The organism is Oceanobacillus sp. FSL W7-1309 (genome assembly GCF_038002145.1).
In the GTDB taxonomy this organism is placed as follows: Bacteria; Bacillota; Bacilli; order Bacillales; family Amphibacillaceae; genus Oceanobacillus; species Oceanobacillus profundus.
The window spans coordinates 2,183,934-2,201,278 of sequence record NZ_JBBOBX010000001.1; the positions used below are offsets into that span (position 1 = coordinate 2,183,934).

The window sequence follows — 17,345 nt, forward strand, 5'->3', positions numbered from 1 at the left end:
TAAAAATAGAACTAGAATAAGTTTCTGAACCTATTTACCGGATTTTTTAAACAACCTCTATTATTATTTGAAAAAGGTGACATAACATGAATTATCATATTGGACTTGTTGAAGATGACGCGAACATCCAAAATATTGTTTCTGCTTATTTAAAGAAAGAAGGCTATGACGTAACGATTATGGATTCTGCAGAAAAAGGCTGGGAGCTCTGGGAAAATGACCCGCCTGATATGTGGATTCTTGATATCATGCTGCCAGGAATGGATGGTTATGAATTTTGTAAAAAAATACGTACGAGAAGTGATGTACCGATTATCATTATCTCTGCGAAAGATGAAGAAATCGATAAAATTCTAGGACTTGAATTAGGCGGTGATGACTATTTAACAAAGCCTTTTAGTCCTAGAGAGCTTATTGCAAGAGTGAAGCGACTTTTCCGGCGAACGCAGCCAAAACAAAATCACGCTGAGGAAGAGACAGACAGGCTGAAGGTGGACCATCTTTTAATCTACAGGGATGACCGTCGAATTTTCTTCCAAGGAAAGGAATATGAAATAACATCTAAAGAATACGAGATGTTGTTGCTATTTGCCGAAAATCCGAACCGGGCTTTTTCGAGGGAAGAGCTATTACTAAAAATCTGGGGGAATGATTATTTCGGAAGTGATCGAGCTGTAGATGATTTAGTAAAAAGGATTCGTAAAAAAATGGACCATATCCCGCTGGAAACGGTGTGGGGCTATGGATATAGACTGCGTAAAGAAGAGGAGTAATGATGAAACTTCAATCACAGCTAAATGCGGCCTTTACAACGCTGCTACTAGTCATTATGGCAGCAGCTAGCTATGTTATTTACTCGTTGATTCTTGATTTGCTAATCCAAGACGAACAGCGGCAATTGAAGGAAACGGGAGAGCTTTTAGTTAGTTTTCTTAACGAACAGTTTGAAACGGTTGGTGATTACAGACAGTTTTATGAATTTCTGGAGGATCAGGACTTGCAGCTTTTTCTATATGATCGAAATCGTGACGCTGTATTAATGTCTACAATGTCCGCTCCAGTTGCCAGTGATTTCTTTGAATCGAATAATTTCTCGGCAACTGATCAAACACTTTGGGAGTATGGAAATGAGCGATTTGTCACGTCCAGAATTTTGTTCTATCCGGAGATATCTGGATTAGAATTGATCTTGCTTACACCGATGCATGATTTAACAGTTGTACAGCAAAGCTTTTTTGTCCGCTTACTTCTCGTTTTCTTAATAGGAGCTGCTGCCGCTGTTTTACTAAGTTATTTTATGACAAATAAGCTCGTTACACCACTTTCCCAATTAAAGGGAGAGCTAAAGAAAATTGAAAAGCGACAGTTTAACGAGATGAATCGAGTAAAGGCAACTGGAGAAATTAAAGAAGTAGAGCAAAGTGTGTATGAAATGGCCAAGGAACTGGAAAGATATATGAATTCACAGCAAACCTTCTTCCAAAATGCCAGCCATGAATTGAAGACACCATTGATGACTATCCAAGGCTATGCGGAAGGGATTAAAGATGGAATATTTGAGGATAAAGAGCAGGAAAAAGGGTTAGAAGTCATGGTCTCCGAGGTGAAGCGCTTAAAAGAAATCATAAATGAAATGATCCTACTGGCGAAACTCGACAGTGAACCATCCTCCTATACCCCAACAGCGATAGAAGGAGAGTTATTGATTGCCCAAGTTGTTGATCGTGTTATTCCATTAATCAATGAAAGAGGAATTCATTTGCATCATCATGTGGATGAAAACATTGAATTTGTTGCCGACGAGGAAAAATTTTTAAGAGCTCTATTAAATATTGTTTTTAATGGTATTCGTCATGCGAAATCAGAGGTTTCTATTCGAGTCATTCAAGAAAAGCGATATGTAGCGATTATCATTGAAGATGATGGAGAAGGTATTGAAGAGGAGCAAGCAGAACAAATCTTTCATCGGTTTGTTAAAGGAAAAGACGGGGAAACTGGTTTAGGACTAGCAATTGCACGCGCAATTGTGGAACAGTCAAACGGGAAAATAGTAGTTGGAAAATCGGAGCTTGGTGGTGCAAAGTTTGAGGTTCATTTATTTCAAGAAAGAAAAGGCATGGATAAAGGCTAATGCTTGCAATAATTGTCACCAATGGAGAACAGTTTTTTTAAGAAATTGTAAAAAAAGCTGTTCAAATGAAAATAATATGATATAATTTTCTAGTTGAACATCCTGTGAATAATAGAGGGGCGTACTTTTTATGCAATTAAGAGAAGATATTCGTAATATCGCAATTATTGCCCACGTTGACCATGGTAAAACGACATTAGTAGATCAGCTTTTAAAATATTCCGGAACCTTCCGTGAAAATGAACAAGTTGACGAACGTGCGATGGACTCAGGTGATATTGAGCGTGAACGTGGAATTACGATTTTGGCAAAGAACACTGCAGTAAAGTATCAAGAGAATACGACGATAAACATTTTAGATACACCAGGACACGCTGATTTCGGTGGCGAAGTAGAGCGTATCATGAAAATGGTTGATGGTGTAGCACTAGTTGTAGATGCTTACGAGGGTACGATGCCACAAACACGTTTTGTATTGAAGAAAGCACTAGAACAGAAATTAACACCAATTGTTGTTTTAAATAAAATAGATCGACCAAATGCAAGACCAAATGACGTTATTGATGAAGTGCTTGATCTTTTCATCGAGCTTGGAGCAGATGATGAACAGCTTGAATTCCCTGTCGTTTATGCTTCAGCATTAAACGGTACTTCTGGTCTTGAACCAGAAGATCAGCAGGAAACAATGGACCCGATTTTCACTACCATTATGGAGCATATTCCGGCACCCGCTGATAATAGTGAAGACCCATTACAGTTCCAAGTAACATTGCTTGATTATAATGATTATGTTGGACGAATTGGTGTTGGGCGTATTGTTCGCGGAACAATCAAAGTTGGCCAGCAAGTTGTTGTATTGAAAGAGGATGGAACGAATAAATCCTTCCGTGTTACGAAACTATTTGGCTTTATTGGATTAAAACGAATTGAAATTGAGGAAGCAAAAGCAGGGGATATTGTCGCTGTTTCTGGTATGGAGGATCTGAATGTAGGAGATACAATTTGTCCAGCAGACCATCCAGACGAGCTTCCGCGCTTACGCATTGATGAACCAACATTACAAATGACTTTCCTTGTTAATAACAGTCCATTTGCTGGTCGCGAAGGAAAATATATTACTTCTCGTAAAATCGAAGAACGGTTACTGAAGCAATTAGAAACAGATGTGAGTCTGCGGGTTGACCCGACAGAATCACCGGATGCATGGATTGTTTCTGGGCGTGGTGAGCTTCATTTGTCCATTCTAATTGAAAACATGCGTCGTGAAGGCTACGAGCTGCAGCTTTCTAAGCCGCAGGTAATCATTAAGGAAATTGATGGTGTGAAATCCGAGCCTGTAGAACGTGTACAAGTCGATGTGCCAGAAGAATATACTGGAGCAGTTATGGAGTCACTTGGGGCACGTAAGGGCGAAATGCTTGATATGGTAAACCATGGAAATGGTCAAGTTCGTCTTGAATTTAAAGTTCCATCTCGTGGATTGCTTGGCTATTCTACAGAATTTATGTCACAAACTCGTGGTTATGGTATTTTAAACCATACGTTTGATGCATACGAGCCAGTAATCAAAGGGCAAGTTGGCGGCAGACGTGAAGGTGTACTTGTTGCATTGGAAAATGGAAAAGCTTCAACTTATGGAATTATGGGATTAGAAGACCGCGGAGTCATCTTCGTTAACCCAGGTACAGAAGTTTACGCCGGTATGATTGTAGGCGAGCATAACCGTGAAAATGATCTAACCGTTAATATTACGAAAGAAAAACATTTAACGAATGTTCGCTCTGCTACAAAAGATCAAACATCCACAATCCGCAAAACGCGTGATATGTCTCTAGAAGAGGCGTTAGAGTATCTAAACGATGATGAGTATTGTGAAGTAACACCAGAATCAATTCGCTTGCGTAAAAAGATTTTAAATAAAAACGAACGTGAAAAAGCAGCGAAGAAAAGTAAATAAGTCACAGAAACAGCAATGGTGAGTAAATTACCATTGCTGTTTCTGTTTTTGCCGATCAATACACACATTTCTATTCATTGTTGTCCGATATTTCATAATAATCACTTCTAAATGGTTTTATAACGGCGATTAATTCGTTAAAATGAAAGTAGCTACAATATTAGATAGGGAGTTGGCTTAATGGATAGGGATAAAAAAGATCCTAGAGATACATTTGACAGAACGTTTATTGGAAGTCCTGGTTTTATGATAATAGTTGTTTTAGTCATCATAATAGGTAGCTTGTTTATTAATTATTTCAAGTAAAAGTAAGACGTAGGTGCAGGGGGGGAAATCTAGTTCCTCGTTTATATAAAAACAAGGGATAGACTTATACTGACTGATTTATCGAAAGGAGATGATTCCATATCCGTTACAGAGTATTTGTTATGGTCTTTATCTGTTTAAGTCTTGCAGGTTGCACAATAGAAAATGGTACACCAGGTGAAAAAAAAACCGAGGAGGAACAAAACGATACGGAACAAGCTGTACCCGAAGGAGAAAGAGAAGTGCTTGCTGAGAATTTAGAGTCCCCATGGTCAATCGCAAAGCTTGGTGATACTTTTTATATTAGTGAGCGAACTGGCTCAATTGTCACAATTGATGGGGAAGAGCAGACAAGAAAAGACGTTCAATTGGAAATGGAACTATCTGATGAAGCAGAAGCTGGACTCTTAGGTACTGTAATTCCAGAAGATTTTCCTGATACGAATGAAGCATATGCCTATTATTCCTATCAGGAAAAAGGGGAAACCTATCAACGTGTTGTAACGATTGAAGAACAAAATGATAATTGGGTAGAGACAGACGTTCTGTTAGATGAAATTCCTGGCGGAGCCTTTCATCATGGTGGAAGAATGGAGATTGGCCCAGATGATAAATTATATGTGACGACTGGGGATGCATCAATTCCGGAATTAGCACAGGAAAGAGATAGTTTAGCAGGAAAAATACTGCGGCTTAATTTGGATGGCTCAATCCCGGAGGACAACCCAATTGCTAATTCATATGTGTTTTCCTATGGCCATCGTAATCCTCAAGGGCTTGCATGGAGCCCAGAAGGTGTATTGTTTGCTACGGAGCACGGAAATCAGGCACATGATGAAATCAATCAAATTAACCCAGGTGCTAACTATGGTTGGCCAATAATTGAGGGAGATGAAATGGAGGATGGGATGGAAACCCCAGTTATTCATTCAGGAGATGAAACATGGGCACCATCTGGTTTAGATTACTATGAAGGTAATGTTTACTTTGCTTCGTTACGCGGGGAAGGACTCAGGAAAATGGATCCGGTGAATGAAACGGAAGAATTGATTGTATCCGATGTGGGAAGAGTGCGAGATGTGTTAGCAGCAGAGAATGGTCTATACATTATTACAAATAATACCGATGGTAGAGGTAACCCAGCAGAAAACGATGATCGCCTGTTGTATATACCTATTCCGGAAAATCAATTACATTAGTTTGAAAGCCTTTTGTTCGGTTAACGGACGAAAGGCTTTTTACTTGCAGGAAACTATAAAAATTGAATGCTGTGGGTAACTTTCTACCCGGGTGCTTGCGCTTTTGTTCTTGCATAGGAAAATGATTGGTTTTAGGTGTCTGTTATATAGGGAAAGGTAAACGTGACACACCTTTTCTAAAACAACTCCTATGTAAGCACTTGCAAATCTTGTATATACAAGTTATACTAAGTAACGTAACATGTATATACAAGTTTAGGAGTATAATATAAACAAGCATTATAGGAGGTTTAGGATGGTGAACGAGGAGAAAACGCGAGCAGTAGAGTCAATATATGCACCACTTACTGGTAAGCGCATACCATTAATAGATGTTCCAGACCCAACCTTTTCAGAAAAGATGATGGGTGATGGACTTGCAATTGATCCGACGGAGGGAAAAGTAGTTGCGCCAATTGATGGTGAAGTAACACTTACGTTTCCGACAAAGCATGCTATTGGATTAAAAAGTAAATCAGGAATTGAGATCCTTATCCATATTGGATTAGAAACAGTTAATCTTGATGGAGAGGGCTTTGAGGTTCATGTGAATGAAGGCGATCAAGTAAGTATAGGAGATCCGCTTGTAACCTTTGATTTTGAATTAATTAAGCGTAAAGCCGCTAGTGTCATTACACCAATTATAATTACAAACGGAGATATAATTGAGAACCTGGAGAAAACGGGTGAAGAAAATGTTATAGCCGGAGAGAGTCAGTTTCTAAAGGCTAACATAAAAGTAGAAAAGAAAGAAGAACGTTCAACAATCACAAAAAAGGGAACACAGTATAGTGAGGAAGCCGAAGCCATTGTTACAGCTGTAGGTGGATTAGGAAACGTGGAAGCAGCAACACATTGTGTTACCAGACTTCGATTTGCTTTAACAGATGAGGATCAGGTTGATAAAGCAGCATTAGAACAGATGGATATTGTAAAAGGAACTTTCTCTACTAACGGTCAGTTTCAGATTATTATTGGACAAGGGACCGTAGATAAAGTTTACCGAGCGATGGTCAATGAAACCGGCATCCAAGAGGCATCGAAAGAGGATGTGAAAGCTGCTGGCGTCAAGAAGCAAAATGCATTACAGCGAGGAATTAAAGTACTGGCAGATATCTTCATTCCAATTCTTCCTGCAATTATTACAGCAGGACTATTAATGGGGATTAATAATATCTTAGCTAACCCTGGAATCTTTGGCAGAGAAGCACCGTCAGTGATTGAAATGTATCCACAGTGGGCTGGCCTGGCAAGTATGATTAATATAATCGCGAATACTGCCTTTACCTTCTTACCTGCTTTAATTGGTTGGTCTGCAGTGAAACGATTTGGTGGAAGTGAACTGTTAGGTGTTGTACTTGGTTTAATCATGGTTCATCCAGACTTATTAAACGCTTGGGCTTATGGGGCAGCACTAGAGGCTGGAGAAGTACCAACATGGAATTTATTCGGGTTCGAAATTGAGGCGATTGGTTATCAAGGCCAAGTATTGCCAGTATTATTTGCATCTTGGGTATTAGCAAAGATTGAACTATTTATGAGAAAACGTGTTATTGATTCGTTGCAATTATTAATCGTTGCTCCGGTTGCATTACTCGTTACAGGCTTTTTAACCTTCATTATTATTGGACCAGTCACGTTTACAGTGGGAAACTGGATTACAGACGGTTTGATCGCTATCTTTGAAGCAGCACCAATCATTGGTGGTCTCGTATATGGAGCAATCTATGGACCATTAGTTATCACGGGAATGCATCACACCTTCTTAGCAGTAGACTTACAGCTGATTGGCAGTACAGAAACGACATTCTTATGGCCAATTCTTGCACTATCTAACATTGCGCAAGGTGCTGCAGCATTTGCGATAATGGCAGTTGCAAAAGAGGAGAAATTAAAGGGACTTGCAGGTACGTCTGGGATTTCGGCTTGGTTAGGAATTACAGAGCCAGCCATGTTTGGAGTTAACTTGCAATATAAGTATCCATTCTATGCAGCAATTACAGGGGCTGCTATTGCTGGTGCCTTTATTACGATGCAAAATGTACTTGCAACCTCCATTGGTGTTGGCGGAGTACCCGGAATTCTTTCCATTGTTCCATCTGGATGGGTTTCGTTTGGTATCGGAATGGCAATTGTAATCATTTTACCTTTTGTCATTACGTACGTTATTGCAAAACGAAAATTAAATACACATTAATTCAACTAGATTAGGAGTGAAAATATGAGCGAAGCATGGTGGAAAAAGTCAGTCGTTTATCAAATTTATCCAAAAAGTTTTCACGACACAACAGGGAATGGAACGGGAGATATTCAAGGTATTATCTCGAAATTAGACTATCTGAAAAAACTGGGTGTCGATGTTATTTGGTTAACACCGGTTTATAAATCACCGCAAAATGACAATGGATATGATATCAGTGATTACTATTCTATTGAACCAGGATATGGAACCATGGAAGATTTTGAGGAGCTATTAGAAGAAACACATCGACTTGATATGAAGCTGATTATGGATCTTGTTATTAATCACACATCAACAGAGCATGAATGGTTTCAAGAGGCAAAGAAATCCAAGGATAATCCATATCGTGACTTCTATATTTGGAAAGATCCGGTTGATGGGGAAGAGCCAAACAATTGGCAATCCAAATTCGGTGGCTCTGCTTGGCAATATGATGAGCAAACGGAACAATATTTCTTGCATTTATTTGATCGAACACAAGCTGATTTGAATTGGGAAAACGAAAAGCTGCGTGAAAAGCTTTTTGATATGATGCGTTTTTGGGCGGAAAAAGGAATTGATGGATTCCGGCTTGATGTTATTAATTTAATTTCAAAAGATCAAACTTTTCCAAATGACGTCATTGGGGATGGTCGCAGATTTTATACAGACGGACCCCGCATCCATGAATATTTAAATGAAATGAATCAGGAAGTATTCTCAAAATACGATATGCTGACGGTCGGTGAAATGTCGTCAACCTCACTTGAAGCTTGTGTGCTTTATACACAACCTGAGCGACAAGAGCTTTCGATGACATTTCAATTTCATCATTTGAAAGTGGATTATCCACATGGAGAAAAGTGGACAAAAGCTCCATTTGATTTCTTGAAGCTGAAGAAAATTCTTTCGGATTGGCAGGTTGGGATGCACGAAGAAAACGGATGGAATGCTTTATTCTGGTGTAACCATGATCAGCCGCGTGCTGTATCGCGATTTGGTGATGATACGAAGCTGCACCGTGAATCAGCAAAAATGCTTGCCACCACACTTCATATGATGAAAGGTACGCCATATATTTATCAAGGTGAAGAGATTGGGATGACAAATCCTAATTTCACTTCTATTGATGAGTACCGTGATGTAGAGTCGTTAAATGCGTACAAATCATTACGAGACAGTGGAAAATCAGAACAGGAAACAATAGCGATTTTACAGCAAAAATCACGTGACAATGGGCGCACACCAATGCAATGGTCTAATGAAAAGCATGCAGGATTTACATCTGGAACGCCATGGATCAATGTTGCAGCTAATTATCCTGAGATCAATGTTAATCGAGCTTTAGAGGATAAAAATTCTATCTTTTATCACCATCAGCAGTTGATTCAATTACGGAAGAAATATGATATTATTACGTATGGGGACTACCAGCTACTATTTGAGGATGATCCTAAAATATTTGCATATACAAGAAACTGGAATGGCGAAAAGCTGATTGTTATAAGTAATTTTTCTGGAGATAATGCAACGGTAGATTTACAGCTGGACAAGAAAATAGCAAACCCAGAAATTTTGTTATCCAATTACGCTGATTCACCACAGTCGCTGGAGCAGTTAAGTTTAAGACCTTATGAATCGATTGTTTACCACGCATCACCGAGGATGTAATATCCCTTCTCCAAGCGTGATAAAATCGCTGGGATTTTATTTTAGGTCATATTCTTGTTGAAACAGAGCCCTTGCTGAGTGAAGCAAGTTCCTCTTGATTATGCAACGTAATGAGGTTTAAGACATGCAAAAGAAATATCTAGCAATTTACGATGATTTAGTAAACAAAATACAAGCAAATACATGGCCGGTATCTACGCTGTTACCTTCTGAAAATGAATTATCGATTCAGTATGACACCTCACGAGAAACAATACGAAAGGCGTTAAATCTGTTATCGCACAATGGCTATATTCAAAAGGTGAGGGGAAAAGGATCGGTGGTGATTGATATTCATAAGTTTTCTTTTCCTGTTTCCGGTATTGAAAGCTATGCAGAGCTGGCAGAGAAGCTTCAATTGGAGAGTAGCACAGCAGTGCATCAGTTGGGGTACCTGGACGCTAATCATGAGATAACTAAAATGTTAGCAATGACGCAAGGTGAGCGCATTTGGAATGTTGTGCGAGTGCGAGAGATTTCAGGAGAGAAAATTATTTTGGATAAAGATTACTTCACGGAGCGTTATGTTCCCTTGCTTTCCCTGGATATATGTGAGAAATCAATCTATCATCATATCGAGAATAATCTAGGACTGGAGATTGGTTTTGCACAAAAAGAAATTGTCGTGGAAGATCCAACAGAAGAGGACCGGAAATTATTGGACTTAGAAGGTTTCTCAAATATTGTCGTTATCCGAAGTCAGGTTTATTTACAGGATGCTAATTTATTTCAGTGCACAGAGTCCAGGCATCGACCGGACAAATTTCGATTTGTTGACTTTGCGAGAAGAGTAAAGAATTAAGTAGCAGGTCTTATTCAAATGAAACTATAATACTAAAATACCAGCCATCACTAGAAGGCTGGTATTTGTTTTAGCATACATTAGCGAGCTGTAATATCCCCAATGAATGAAATTTCACTTTATCAGGACGTTCGAATTAATGGTAACGTACAGCAGCGAAAGGATCCCCCAGACTTAATAATTTCAGAAAACGGTACTTCGGTGATTCGAAAGCCCATTTCGGTTAATTTTTGGTTCATGCGTTTATTTTCAGGCAGGCTAATAACGTGTTTATTTCCAAGTGAAAGTACATTGGGACCTAAGTGGAATTGTTCTTCCTCTGTTACTTCAATGAGTGTATATTCTTCTTTTAACATAAGATAAGCATCAGAATCCATAGCTGGTGGATAGATTAATGCAGTTTGAGCATCGATAATATTGAAAATACAGTCTAAATGAAGAATATCTTTTCGTAATTTAATGGGAGATACTTCATGATTCGGAAGCTGGCTTTGTAGAACAGCTACTGCCTCTTTAGAAGTACGGTCACTGATTCCGACCCAAACCTTTGAATGATCAATAATGACATCTCCACCTTCAATTGATGCCGTCTCGAATGGAAAATAAGCAACTTTGTTTCGCTGTAGCCAATCTAATAATATGTTCTGCTCTTTTTTACGAATGTCTTCTTTCATTGCAGATACAAAAAACGTATTTCCAATCGTAAAACCGATATCACGCGTGAACACCTGCTCATTCAAGTGCTCTAATTCGTTCAGTTTGATAACCTCAATCCCAATGGATTCCATGTGATGGATAAGGTTGGCATGTTGCTCTACTGCTTTTGTTTGATTAATATTATCGTTTACATAATACGCTTGGGTTTGATTGATCACTTCATTAATTTGCATATAGCGTGGAGAAACCGTAATTACCTTTTTCAATGGATCATATTCATTATGACAGTAAGCTATATCTCTGTTTTTTTCTGTGTTCACTTCATCTCCCCCAATCACTAGTCGATCGTTTACCTCATAATATGTATGCTTCGGATAATTGGATTGCTGTAGTAACCGGTTAGTAAGTACTATTGCTTAAATATTATTATTTGGATTTCTTACGTTTTTTTTCATTGGGGATATATTTGGTATAATACGCTGCGGTTAGTAAGCAAATAATAGCTAACCCCCAAGCTGCAACACCACCCCAGTATATGTCAGACATAACCCCAATGAGAATAATAATCCCACTTAAAGCAATGAAAATGGATGTAAGATATCGTTTCACACGCAACACCTCAGTAATTATATGTATGAATTGGGATTGGTAATATAGGAATTTTTTCTTATTACTAATATTATAGCAAAAGCTGAAATGAATTACACACGACTTACTTTCTGCTAACAAAAGAAATTTATGCTTATGTCCGACATCCCTTCCATAAAACTATTTTAAAAAGAGCCCCATATTGCTATCTGCAATGTTATATGAAAGAAAAATGAATTATAAAAAATCCTATTATCGAATTTTAGATTTTCTAATCACAATTTGTCATAACGATGGTAGAATGGAGACAAATACAGGTTAGGAGATTATTATATGAAAAAGCGGATAACTATTTTGCTTGCATTATTATGTGTAGCTGCTTTTATTTTAGTTGGATGTGCAGATAAAATAGTTGTAACGAATGGTAAAGGCAATGCAGTTAGAGGTTCAGTCGTTGCTTCTAAAGAATTCCCGAGCTTTAGTAAAGAAATTACAATCTCAGCGATTGGTGATATTCTTATCCATAGTCCAGTCTATATGGATGCAAAGACAGAGGGAGGATATGATTTTCTTCCTATGCTTGAAAGGGTCAAAGATACATTAGAGGCTTCAACGATAACAGTAGCAAACCAAGAGACGATGATTGGTGGAGAAGAGCTTGGATTATCCTCATATCCTTCCTTTAATAGTCCTTTTGAAGTTGGTGATGCATTGAAAGCGGTAGGTGTCAATGTTGTTACATTGGCTAATAACCATACGTTAGATCGTGGTGAGGCTGCGATTCAAAATGCAATTAGTCAATGGGAAACAATTGATATGATGTATACAGGTGCATATAAAGATCAGCTGGATCGTGAAAATCTACGAATCTATGAAACAGAAGAAGATATATCTATTGCGTTTCTCTCTTATACGTATGGAACAAATGGAATTCCTGTGCCAGAGGGCAAAGACTATTTAGTGAATATGATTGATAAAGATCGTATTGCCGAGGAAGTAGCGCTAGCAAAGGAAAAAGCGGATGTTGTTACATTAAGCCTCCATTTTGGGAATGAAAATGAGCGAATGCCAAATGAAGAACAAAAGGAGCTTGTACAGTTTGCAGCTGATCAAGGAGTCGATATTTTAATTGGCCATCACCCACATGTCCTGCAGCCAATGGAGTGGGTGACAGGTAAAGATGGACATGAAACCTTTGTAATGTATTCATTAGGAAATTTCCTTTCGAATCAACAGGATCTGTACCAGCGAATTGGTGGAATATTAACACTTTCCATTAAAAAAACAGTCAAAGGTGATGCAGAAGAATTGGAAGTTCATTCACCGAAGTTCATGCCAACCTATGTGACATTTAGTGAGGATTTTACAAATTATGAAGTGACACCAATGTACACTCTAACAAAGGATGAGCTTAAAGGAGCGCATCAACACTATAAGGAAATAAAAGCGCATCTGTCACAATGGATGCCAGAGCTTGAGTTTATGGAATAATAATGGCCCCCCATCTTTTCTCCAGAAGATGGGGATTTCGTATACAGGTTTTTCTATAATTTGTTGGTGTTTTTTGGTATGATAAACATTGCAGTTATTATAGTTCGTGTACATAAAGGAGATCGTTAATAGATGGAATGGAGAAATATATATCGTGGCCTATTAATGGGAGCTACAGATTTAGTTCCTGGTATAAGTGGTGGAACGATAGCTGTTTTACTAGGAATATATGATAGGTTGATTGCTGCGATCAGCGGCATCTTTAGTAAGGAATGGAAAAAACATATCGGATTTTTAATTCCCTTAGGACTTGGGATGGTAATAGCCATCTTTTTACTTGCGAGTTTGATTGAATGGCTGTTTGAGCATTATCCGGGACCAACGCAGTTCTTTTTTCTCGGATTAATCCTTGGGGTCCTGCCATATTTATTTTATAAAGCAGAAGCTAAACAGAAATTTAAATCGAAGCATTATGTGATGTTGGGGATTGGGGCAATTGTTGTTGCAATGTTGGCTTTTCTAAATCCAAATGAAGGAACAGTAATTGAAAATGTTACAACTTCTACTTACATCTTGCTTTTCTTTTCAGGGTTTATTGGAAGCAGTGCAATGATTATTCCGGGTATTAGTGGGTCGTTTATGCTATTGCTTATTGGTGTATACTCCACAATCATCTCAGCTATAAGTAATCTTTATTTCGATATTATTATTGTTACTGGGTTAGGAATTGCGATAGGATTTATTGTGATGAGCAAGGTTGTCGCATTTTTCCTGAATCATTATTATACCGGTACATTTGCTGTAATCATTGGATTGGTTATAGGCTCGAGCTTTGCTGTCTTCCCTGGATGGCCAGAGAGCGTGCCGATGCTGCTCGTTAGTGTGGCAACCTTTATCGCTGGTCTTCTTGCTGCCATTACGCTTGGAAGAATTGAATACAAGTAACGTGAAAAAGAAATGAAAGAAGCGTATAATCATTGTTAAAAGGAAAAAGGAGTGAACAGTTATGGAAGCTATTCAAACGGCAGAGCAGTTTAATGAAATCATTCAAAGTGACGAACCAGTAATTGTTAAATTTTACGCAGACTGGTGTCCAGATTGTAAAGTGCTGGACATGTTTATTGGTGATGTTATAAAAGAATTTAATAATTATAAATGGTATGAAGTGAACAGCGATGAAGTGGCAGGTGTTGCAGAAAACCATCAGGTAATGGGAATTCCAAGTATTTTGATTTTCCAAAATGGTGAGAAGCTTGCCCATCAGCATAGCGCATATACGAAGTCACCTGAGTCTGTATCAGAATTTTTACAGCAGCAATTAGGTTAATGAAACGCCCGATCATGTTTGGAAATGATCGGGTGTTGTTTTTTTATATCGTTATTGTTAATGAACCATTTAAGCAAACGTAAACGTTAAATTTTTACCTTGCTTTATAAATAAAGAAGCATTTTCTAAATTCACAGCACCGTTTTCTACACGTAACGAATATGCCTGAACATCATGAGGAGTCATAACAGTATGAAGCTTTTGTTCATTGATTAAATCGTTATCTTCGGGGACATTTTTCTCAGTACCCCATTCAATTAAAAAGGGAAGTGCGGTGCTTTCTGAGAGTGGGAACAGCATGCGCCAATTTAATGTCGAACCATTAGTTCTTTTCCTGCTGCCAGGAATTGGGCCATTATAGCTTATATCCTCTGCATTAAAATGCGCTATATATGCATCGATTTGATTGGTGCGAAGGGCATATTGAATCGGCGCTTCCACATGATTATCTAAAGCTTTGACAAGCTGGTGAATCAATGGGTTACCAGATTTTCTTGCGAGGGCTTCATCGAAAATACCAAGCCATTCGAGATAACAATCATTTTTAAAATAAGAAAGATAATTATACGTTCCCCAATTATGGTGCTCTCCTCCTTGGATGACTTTAACCCCATATTTTTGTGCGAATTGCTGTGCTGCCTTTTCAGGATCGTTTGCAGCGATAATTAGGTGGTCTAATGCTAACATAGTGAACACCCTTCCTTTAAAATGTGTAATAGGGACTATCGTTCCAGCGATGGTTTCTATAGTATAATAATAGCAAATAAAATTATAAAATTAAAAAAGTAATAATACCTAGAATGAAAGTTGGTGGGGATTTTGAGTGAAATTAAAATATTGATTGTGGAGGACGAGCAGAAGATTAGCCGTGTTCTGCAACTTGAACTAGAATATGAAAACTATCAAACTGAAATTGCTGCAAATGGGAAAGAGGCACTTCGATTAATGGAAGAAAAATCCTGGGATCTTGTATTATTAGATATCATGATTCCGGAATTAAGTGGATTAGAAGTACTGCGAAGAGTGAGAAGAAACGACGAAACAACGCCGGTTATCTTATTGACAGCAAGGGATGAGATCCACGATAAGGTGAGTGGACTAGATCTTGGTGCAAATGATTATATTACGAAGCCATTCCAAATTGAGGAATTGCTTGCACGCATCCGGGTGCATTTAAGAAAGCCAGTTCAAAAAGACGCTACCGGTGAGCTGTTATCGGTTGGAGATCTAGCTGTAAACTTAAACGGTCACGAAGTTAAACGAGCAGGTAAATTAATTGAACTAACACCTCGTGAATTCGATTTACTTGTCTGCTTATTAAAAAATAAAAATATCGTATTAACGAGAGAGCAATTAATCGAGCAAGTATGGGGATTTGACTATTATGGCGATACGAATGTAGTAGATGTATACGTTCGTTATTTGAGACAGAAGATTGATAAAGACTATGACATAGCATATATTCTAACTGTTCGAGGTGTCGGATATACGATAAAGGATAATGAGACATGAAATTACGGACGAAAATACAGCTTTTTACTAGTTTATTTATGCTTGTACTCGTCTTATTAGTTAATACATCGATTTACTTTTTGTTTTATAAAATAGCTGCAGATAGTGATCTTGAACAAATGGCCGTTCAAATGGATGCACTTACCGAAACGCTAGCAGATAATCCAGATATATCGAATGATGAAGCCAAAATGTTGATCAAAGCTTACCTCCCTACAAACGGGATGATTCGTGTAATTGATGAAAATGACAGACCGTTCATTCTACAAACGAAATCTGGAGCATATGAAACCTTGCCATGGGAGTATGTGACAACAGAGAGTAAAACAATTGAAACTCAGGCAAATGGACCGGATGTAGCTATTATTACAAGACCAGTTATATGGAATAACGGTGAGATTGTGACCGTGCAGCTTTCCAACCATCTCAATCATTTAGAAGAAACGATGAAGACGCTATTCTATGTACTCATCGTAGCAGGTGCGATTATGCTGATACCTTCTATCATTGCCGGTACACTATTAGGGCGATTTTTATTAAATCCGATTCAGAAATTAATCCAAACGATGAAGGATAATACGAAGCATGCCAAGTGGCAAAAAATCAATCTAGAAAACCGCTCTAAGGATGAGCTATACGAAATGGAAATGACGTTCAATGAGATGATCGATTACTTGAGAGATAACTTTGAAAAACAAGAAATTTTTGTTTCGAATGCTTCACATGAACTGAAAACACCAATACAGATTGTCAAAAGCTATGCACAGCTGTTAGAACGTCGAGGAATGGAAAATCCCGAGCTGCTGCAAGAGTCAATTGAAGCGATTGATTCAGAGGCAGATCGAATGAAAAAGCTCGTGGAACAGCTTTTATCGCTCGCGAAAAATCGCCAAGCACAAGAAATGAATCGTGTTGATCTCGGAGAGCTTACCGAGGAGACGGTAGAAACATTTGAGAAGGCTTATGCACGTAAGATTAATTTCCAGCAAAATGCAGACGACTTAATGGTTTATGGTAATCGTGATCAACTTGAACAAGTTATTTATATACTCATCGAAAATGCAATAAAATACAGTAATGATAAAATAAATGTCAGTGCTTCAAAATTGAATGATGATGTGATTATTCAAGTAAAGGATCATGGACAAGGAATACATGAAGATGAGCAAAAGCGGATATTCGACCGTTTCTACCGCGTGGATAAAGCGAGAAGTAGAGAAACTGGTGGAACAGGACTCGGTTTAGCAATTGCAAAGGTAATTACAGAGGAGCATCATGGAGAAGTTTCTGTATCCAGTAAAGTTGGAGAAGGCTCGACCTTTACGCTTTGTTTGCCGTATAGGGAGTAGCACAGGTTTTATTTTTATAATAGTAAAATGGATTCTATAACGAGAGGAGTGAATCT

The 17,345-nt window shown here is 38.3% G+C and carries 15 protein-coding genes; 12 read left to right on the top strand and 3 right to left on the bottom strand.

The genetic code is table 11. From position 1 onward, the window contains the following. Nucleotides 1–86 precede the first annotated feature (86 nt). The 7 genes from NST46_RS10430 to treR all read left to right on the top strand — a co-directional run bounded on the left by NST46_RS10430 (nt 87) and on the right by treR (nt 10,365). The gene (locus NST46_RS10430; RefSeq protein ID WP_340002881.1) at nt 87–773 is read left to right on the top strand and encodes a response regulator transcription factor; all 687 of its coding nucleotides are present in this window, start codon (nt 87–89) and stop codon (nt 771–773) included. A gap of 2 nt (nt 774–775) precedes the next feature. Beyond that, nucleotides 776–2,131, top strand: a complete 1,356-nt coding sequence (locus tag NST46_RS10435; protein ID WP_340002882.1) for a sensor histidine kinase — start codon at nt 776–778, stop codon at nt 2,129–2,131. 130 nt (nt 2,132–2,261) lie between these two features. Next, complete coding sequence (gene typA, locus NST46_RS10440; RefSeq protein ID WP_340002883.1) at nt 2,262–4,088, top strand: translational GTPase TypA; 1,827 nt, start codon at nt 2,262–2,264, stop codon at nt 4,086–4,088. A 428-nt stretch (nt 4,089–4,516) separates the two neighbouring features. Further along, complete coding sequence (locus tag NST46_RS10445) at nt 4,517–5,593, top strand: PQQ-dependent sugar dehydrogenase (protein ID WP_340002884.1); 1,077 nt, start codon at nt 4,517–4,519, stop codon at nt 5,591–5,593. Between the two features lie 295 nt (nt 5,594–5,888). After that, nucleotides 5,889–7,829, top strand: coding sequence for a PTS system trehalose-specific EIIBC component (treP, locus tag NST46_RS10450; RefSeq protein WP_340002885.1), 1,941 nt, complete (start codon nt 5,889–5,891; stop codon nt 7,827–7,829). A gap of 24 nt (nt 7,830–7,853) precedes the next feature. Further along, on the top strand, nt 7,854–9,524 hold the full coding sequence (gene treC / locus NST46_RS10455; protein WP_340002886.1) for an alpha,alpha-phosphotrehalase: 1,671 nt from the start codon (nt 7,854–7,856) through the stop codon (nt 9,522–9,524). Between the two features lie 124 nt (nt 9,525–9,648). After that, a complete protein-coding gene (gene treR, locus NST46_RS10460) occupies nt 9,649–10,365 on the top strand; it encodes a trehalose operon repressor (RefSeq protein ID WP_095311824.1) in 717 nt (238 codons plus the stop codon). Nucleotides 10,366–10,487: 122 nt separating this feature from the next. On the opposite strand, the gene NST46_RS10465 is transcribed toward treR, so the two are convergent. Together NST46_RS10465 and NST46_RS10470 are read right to left on the bottom strand one after the other, a co-directional pair. After that, nucleotides 10,488–11,342 (bottom strand): dimethylarginine dimethylaminohydrolase family protein, encoded by an 855-nt coding sequence (locus tag NST46_RS10465; RefSeq protein WP_340002887.1) that lies wholly within the window; start codon nt 11,340–11,342, stop codon nt 10,488–10,490. Between the two features lie 106 nt (nt 11,343–11,448). After that, on the bottom strand, nt 11,449–11,631 hold the full coding sequence (locus NST46_RS10470; RefSeq protein WP_095311826.1) for a hypothetical protein: 183 nt from the start codon (nt 11,629–11,631) through the stop codon (nt 11,449–11,451). 312 nt (nt 11,632–11,943) lie between these two features. Between NST46_RS10470 and NST46_RS10475 the strand changes: the two genes are divergently transcribed. From NST46_RS10475 to NST46_RS10485, 3 genes are all read left to right on the top strand, one after another. Further along, nucleotides 11,944–13,101, top strand: coding sequence for a CapA family protein (locus NST46_RS10475; RefSeq protein ID WP_341137156.1), 1,158 nt, complete (start codon nt 11,944–11,946; stop codon nt 13,099–13,101). Between the two features lie 132 nt (nt 13,102–13,233). Next, on the top strand, nt 13,234–14,046 hold the full coding sequence (locus tag NST46_RS10480) for a DUF368 domain-containing protein (RefSeq protein ID WP_340002889.1): 813 nt from the start codon (nt 13,234–13,236) through the stop codon (nt 14,044–14,046). A gap of 61 nt (nt 14,047–14,107) precedes the next feature. Beyond that, the gene (locus NST46_RS10485) at nt 14,108–14,428 is read left to right on the top strand and encodes a thioredoxin family protein (protein ID WP_095311832.1); all 321 of its coding nucleotides are present in this window, start codon (nt 14,108–14,110) and stop codon (nt 14,426–14,428) included. A gap of 69 nt (nt 14,429–14,497) precedes the next feature. Here the strand turns inward: NST46_RS10485 and NST46_RS10490 are convergent, their stop codons facing one another. Further along, the gene (locus NST46_RS10490; RefSeq protein WP_341137157.1) at nt 14,498–15,115 is read right to left on the bottom strand and encodes a VOC family protein; all 618 of its coding nucleotides are present in this window, start codon (nt 15,113–15,115) and stop codon (nt 14,498–14,500) included. A 132-nt stretch (nt 15,116–15,247) separates the two neighbouring features. Between NST46_RS10490 and NST46_RS10495 the strand changes: the two genes are divergently transcribed. Both NST46_RS10495 and NST46_RS10500 read left to right on the top strand, forming a co-directional pair. After that, nucleotides 15,248–15,940, top strand: coding sequence for a response regulator transcription factor (locus NST46_RS10495; protein WP_340002891.1), 693 nt, complete (start codon nt 15,248–15,250; stop codon nt 15,938–15,940). Continuing rightward, nucleotides 15,937–17,289, top strand: coding sequence for a HAMP domain-containing sensor histidine kinase (locus NST46_RS10500; RefSeq protein WP_341137158.1), 1,353 nt, complete (start codon nt 15,937–15,939; stop codon nt 17,287–17,289). Before NST46_RS10495 ends, NST46_RS10500 begins: the two co-directional genes overlap by 4 nt. Nucleotides 17,290–17,345 lie beyond the last annotated feature (56 nt).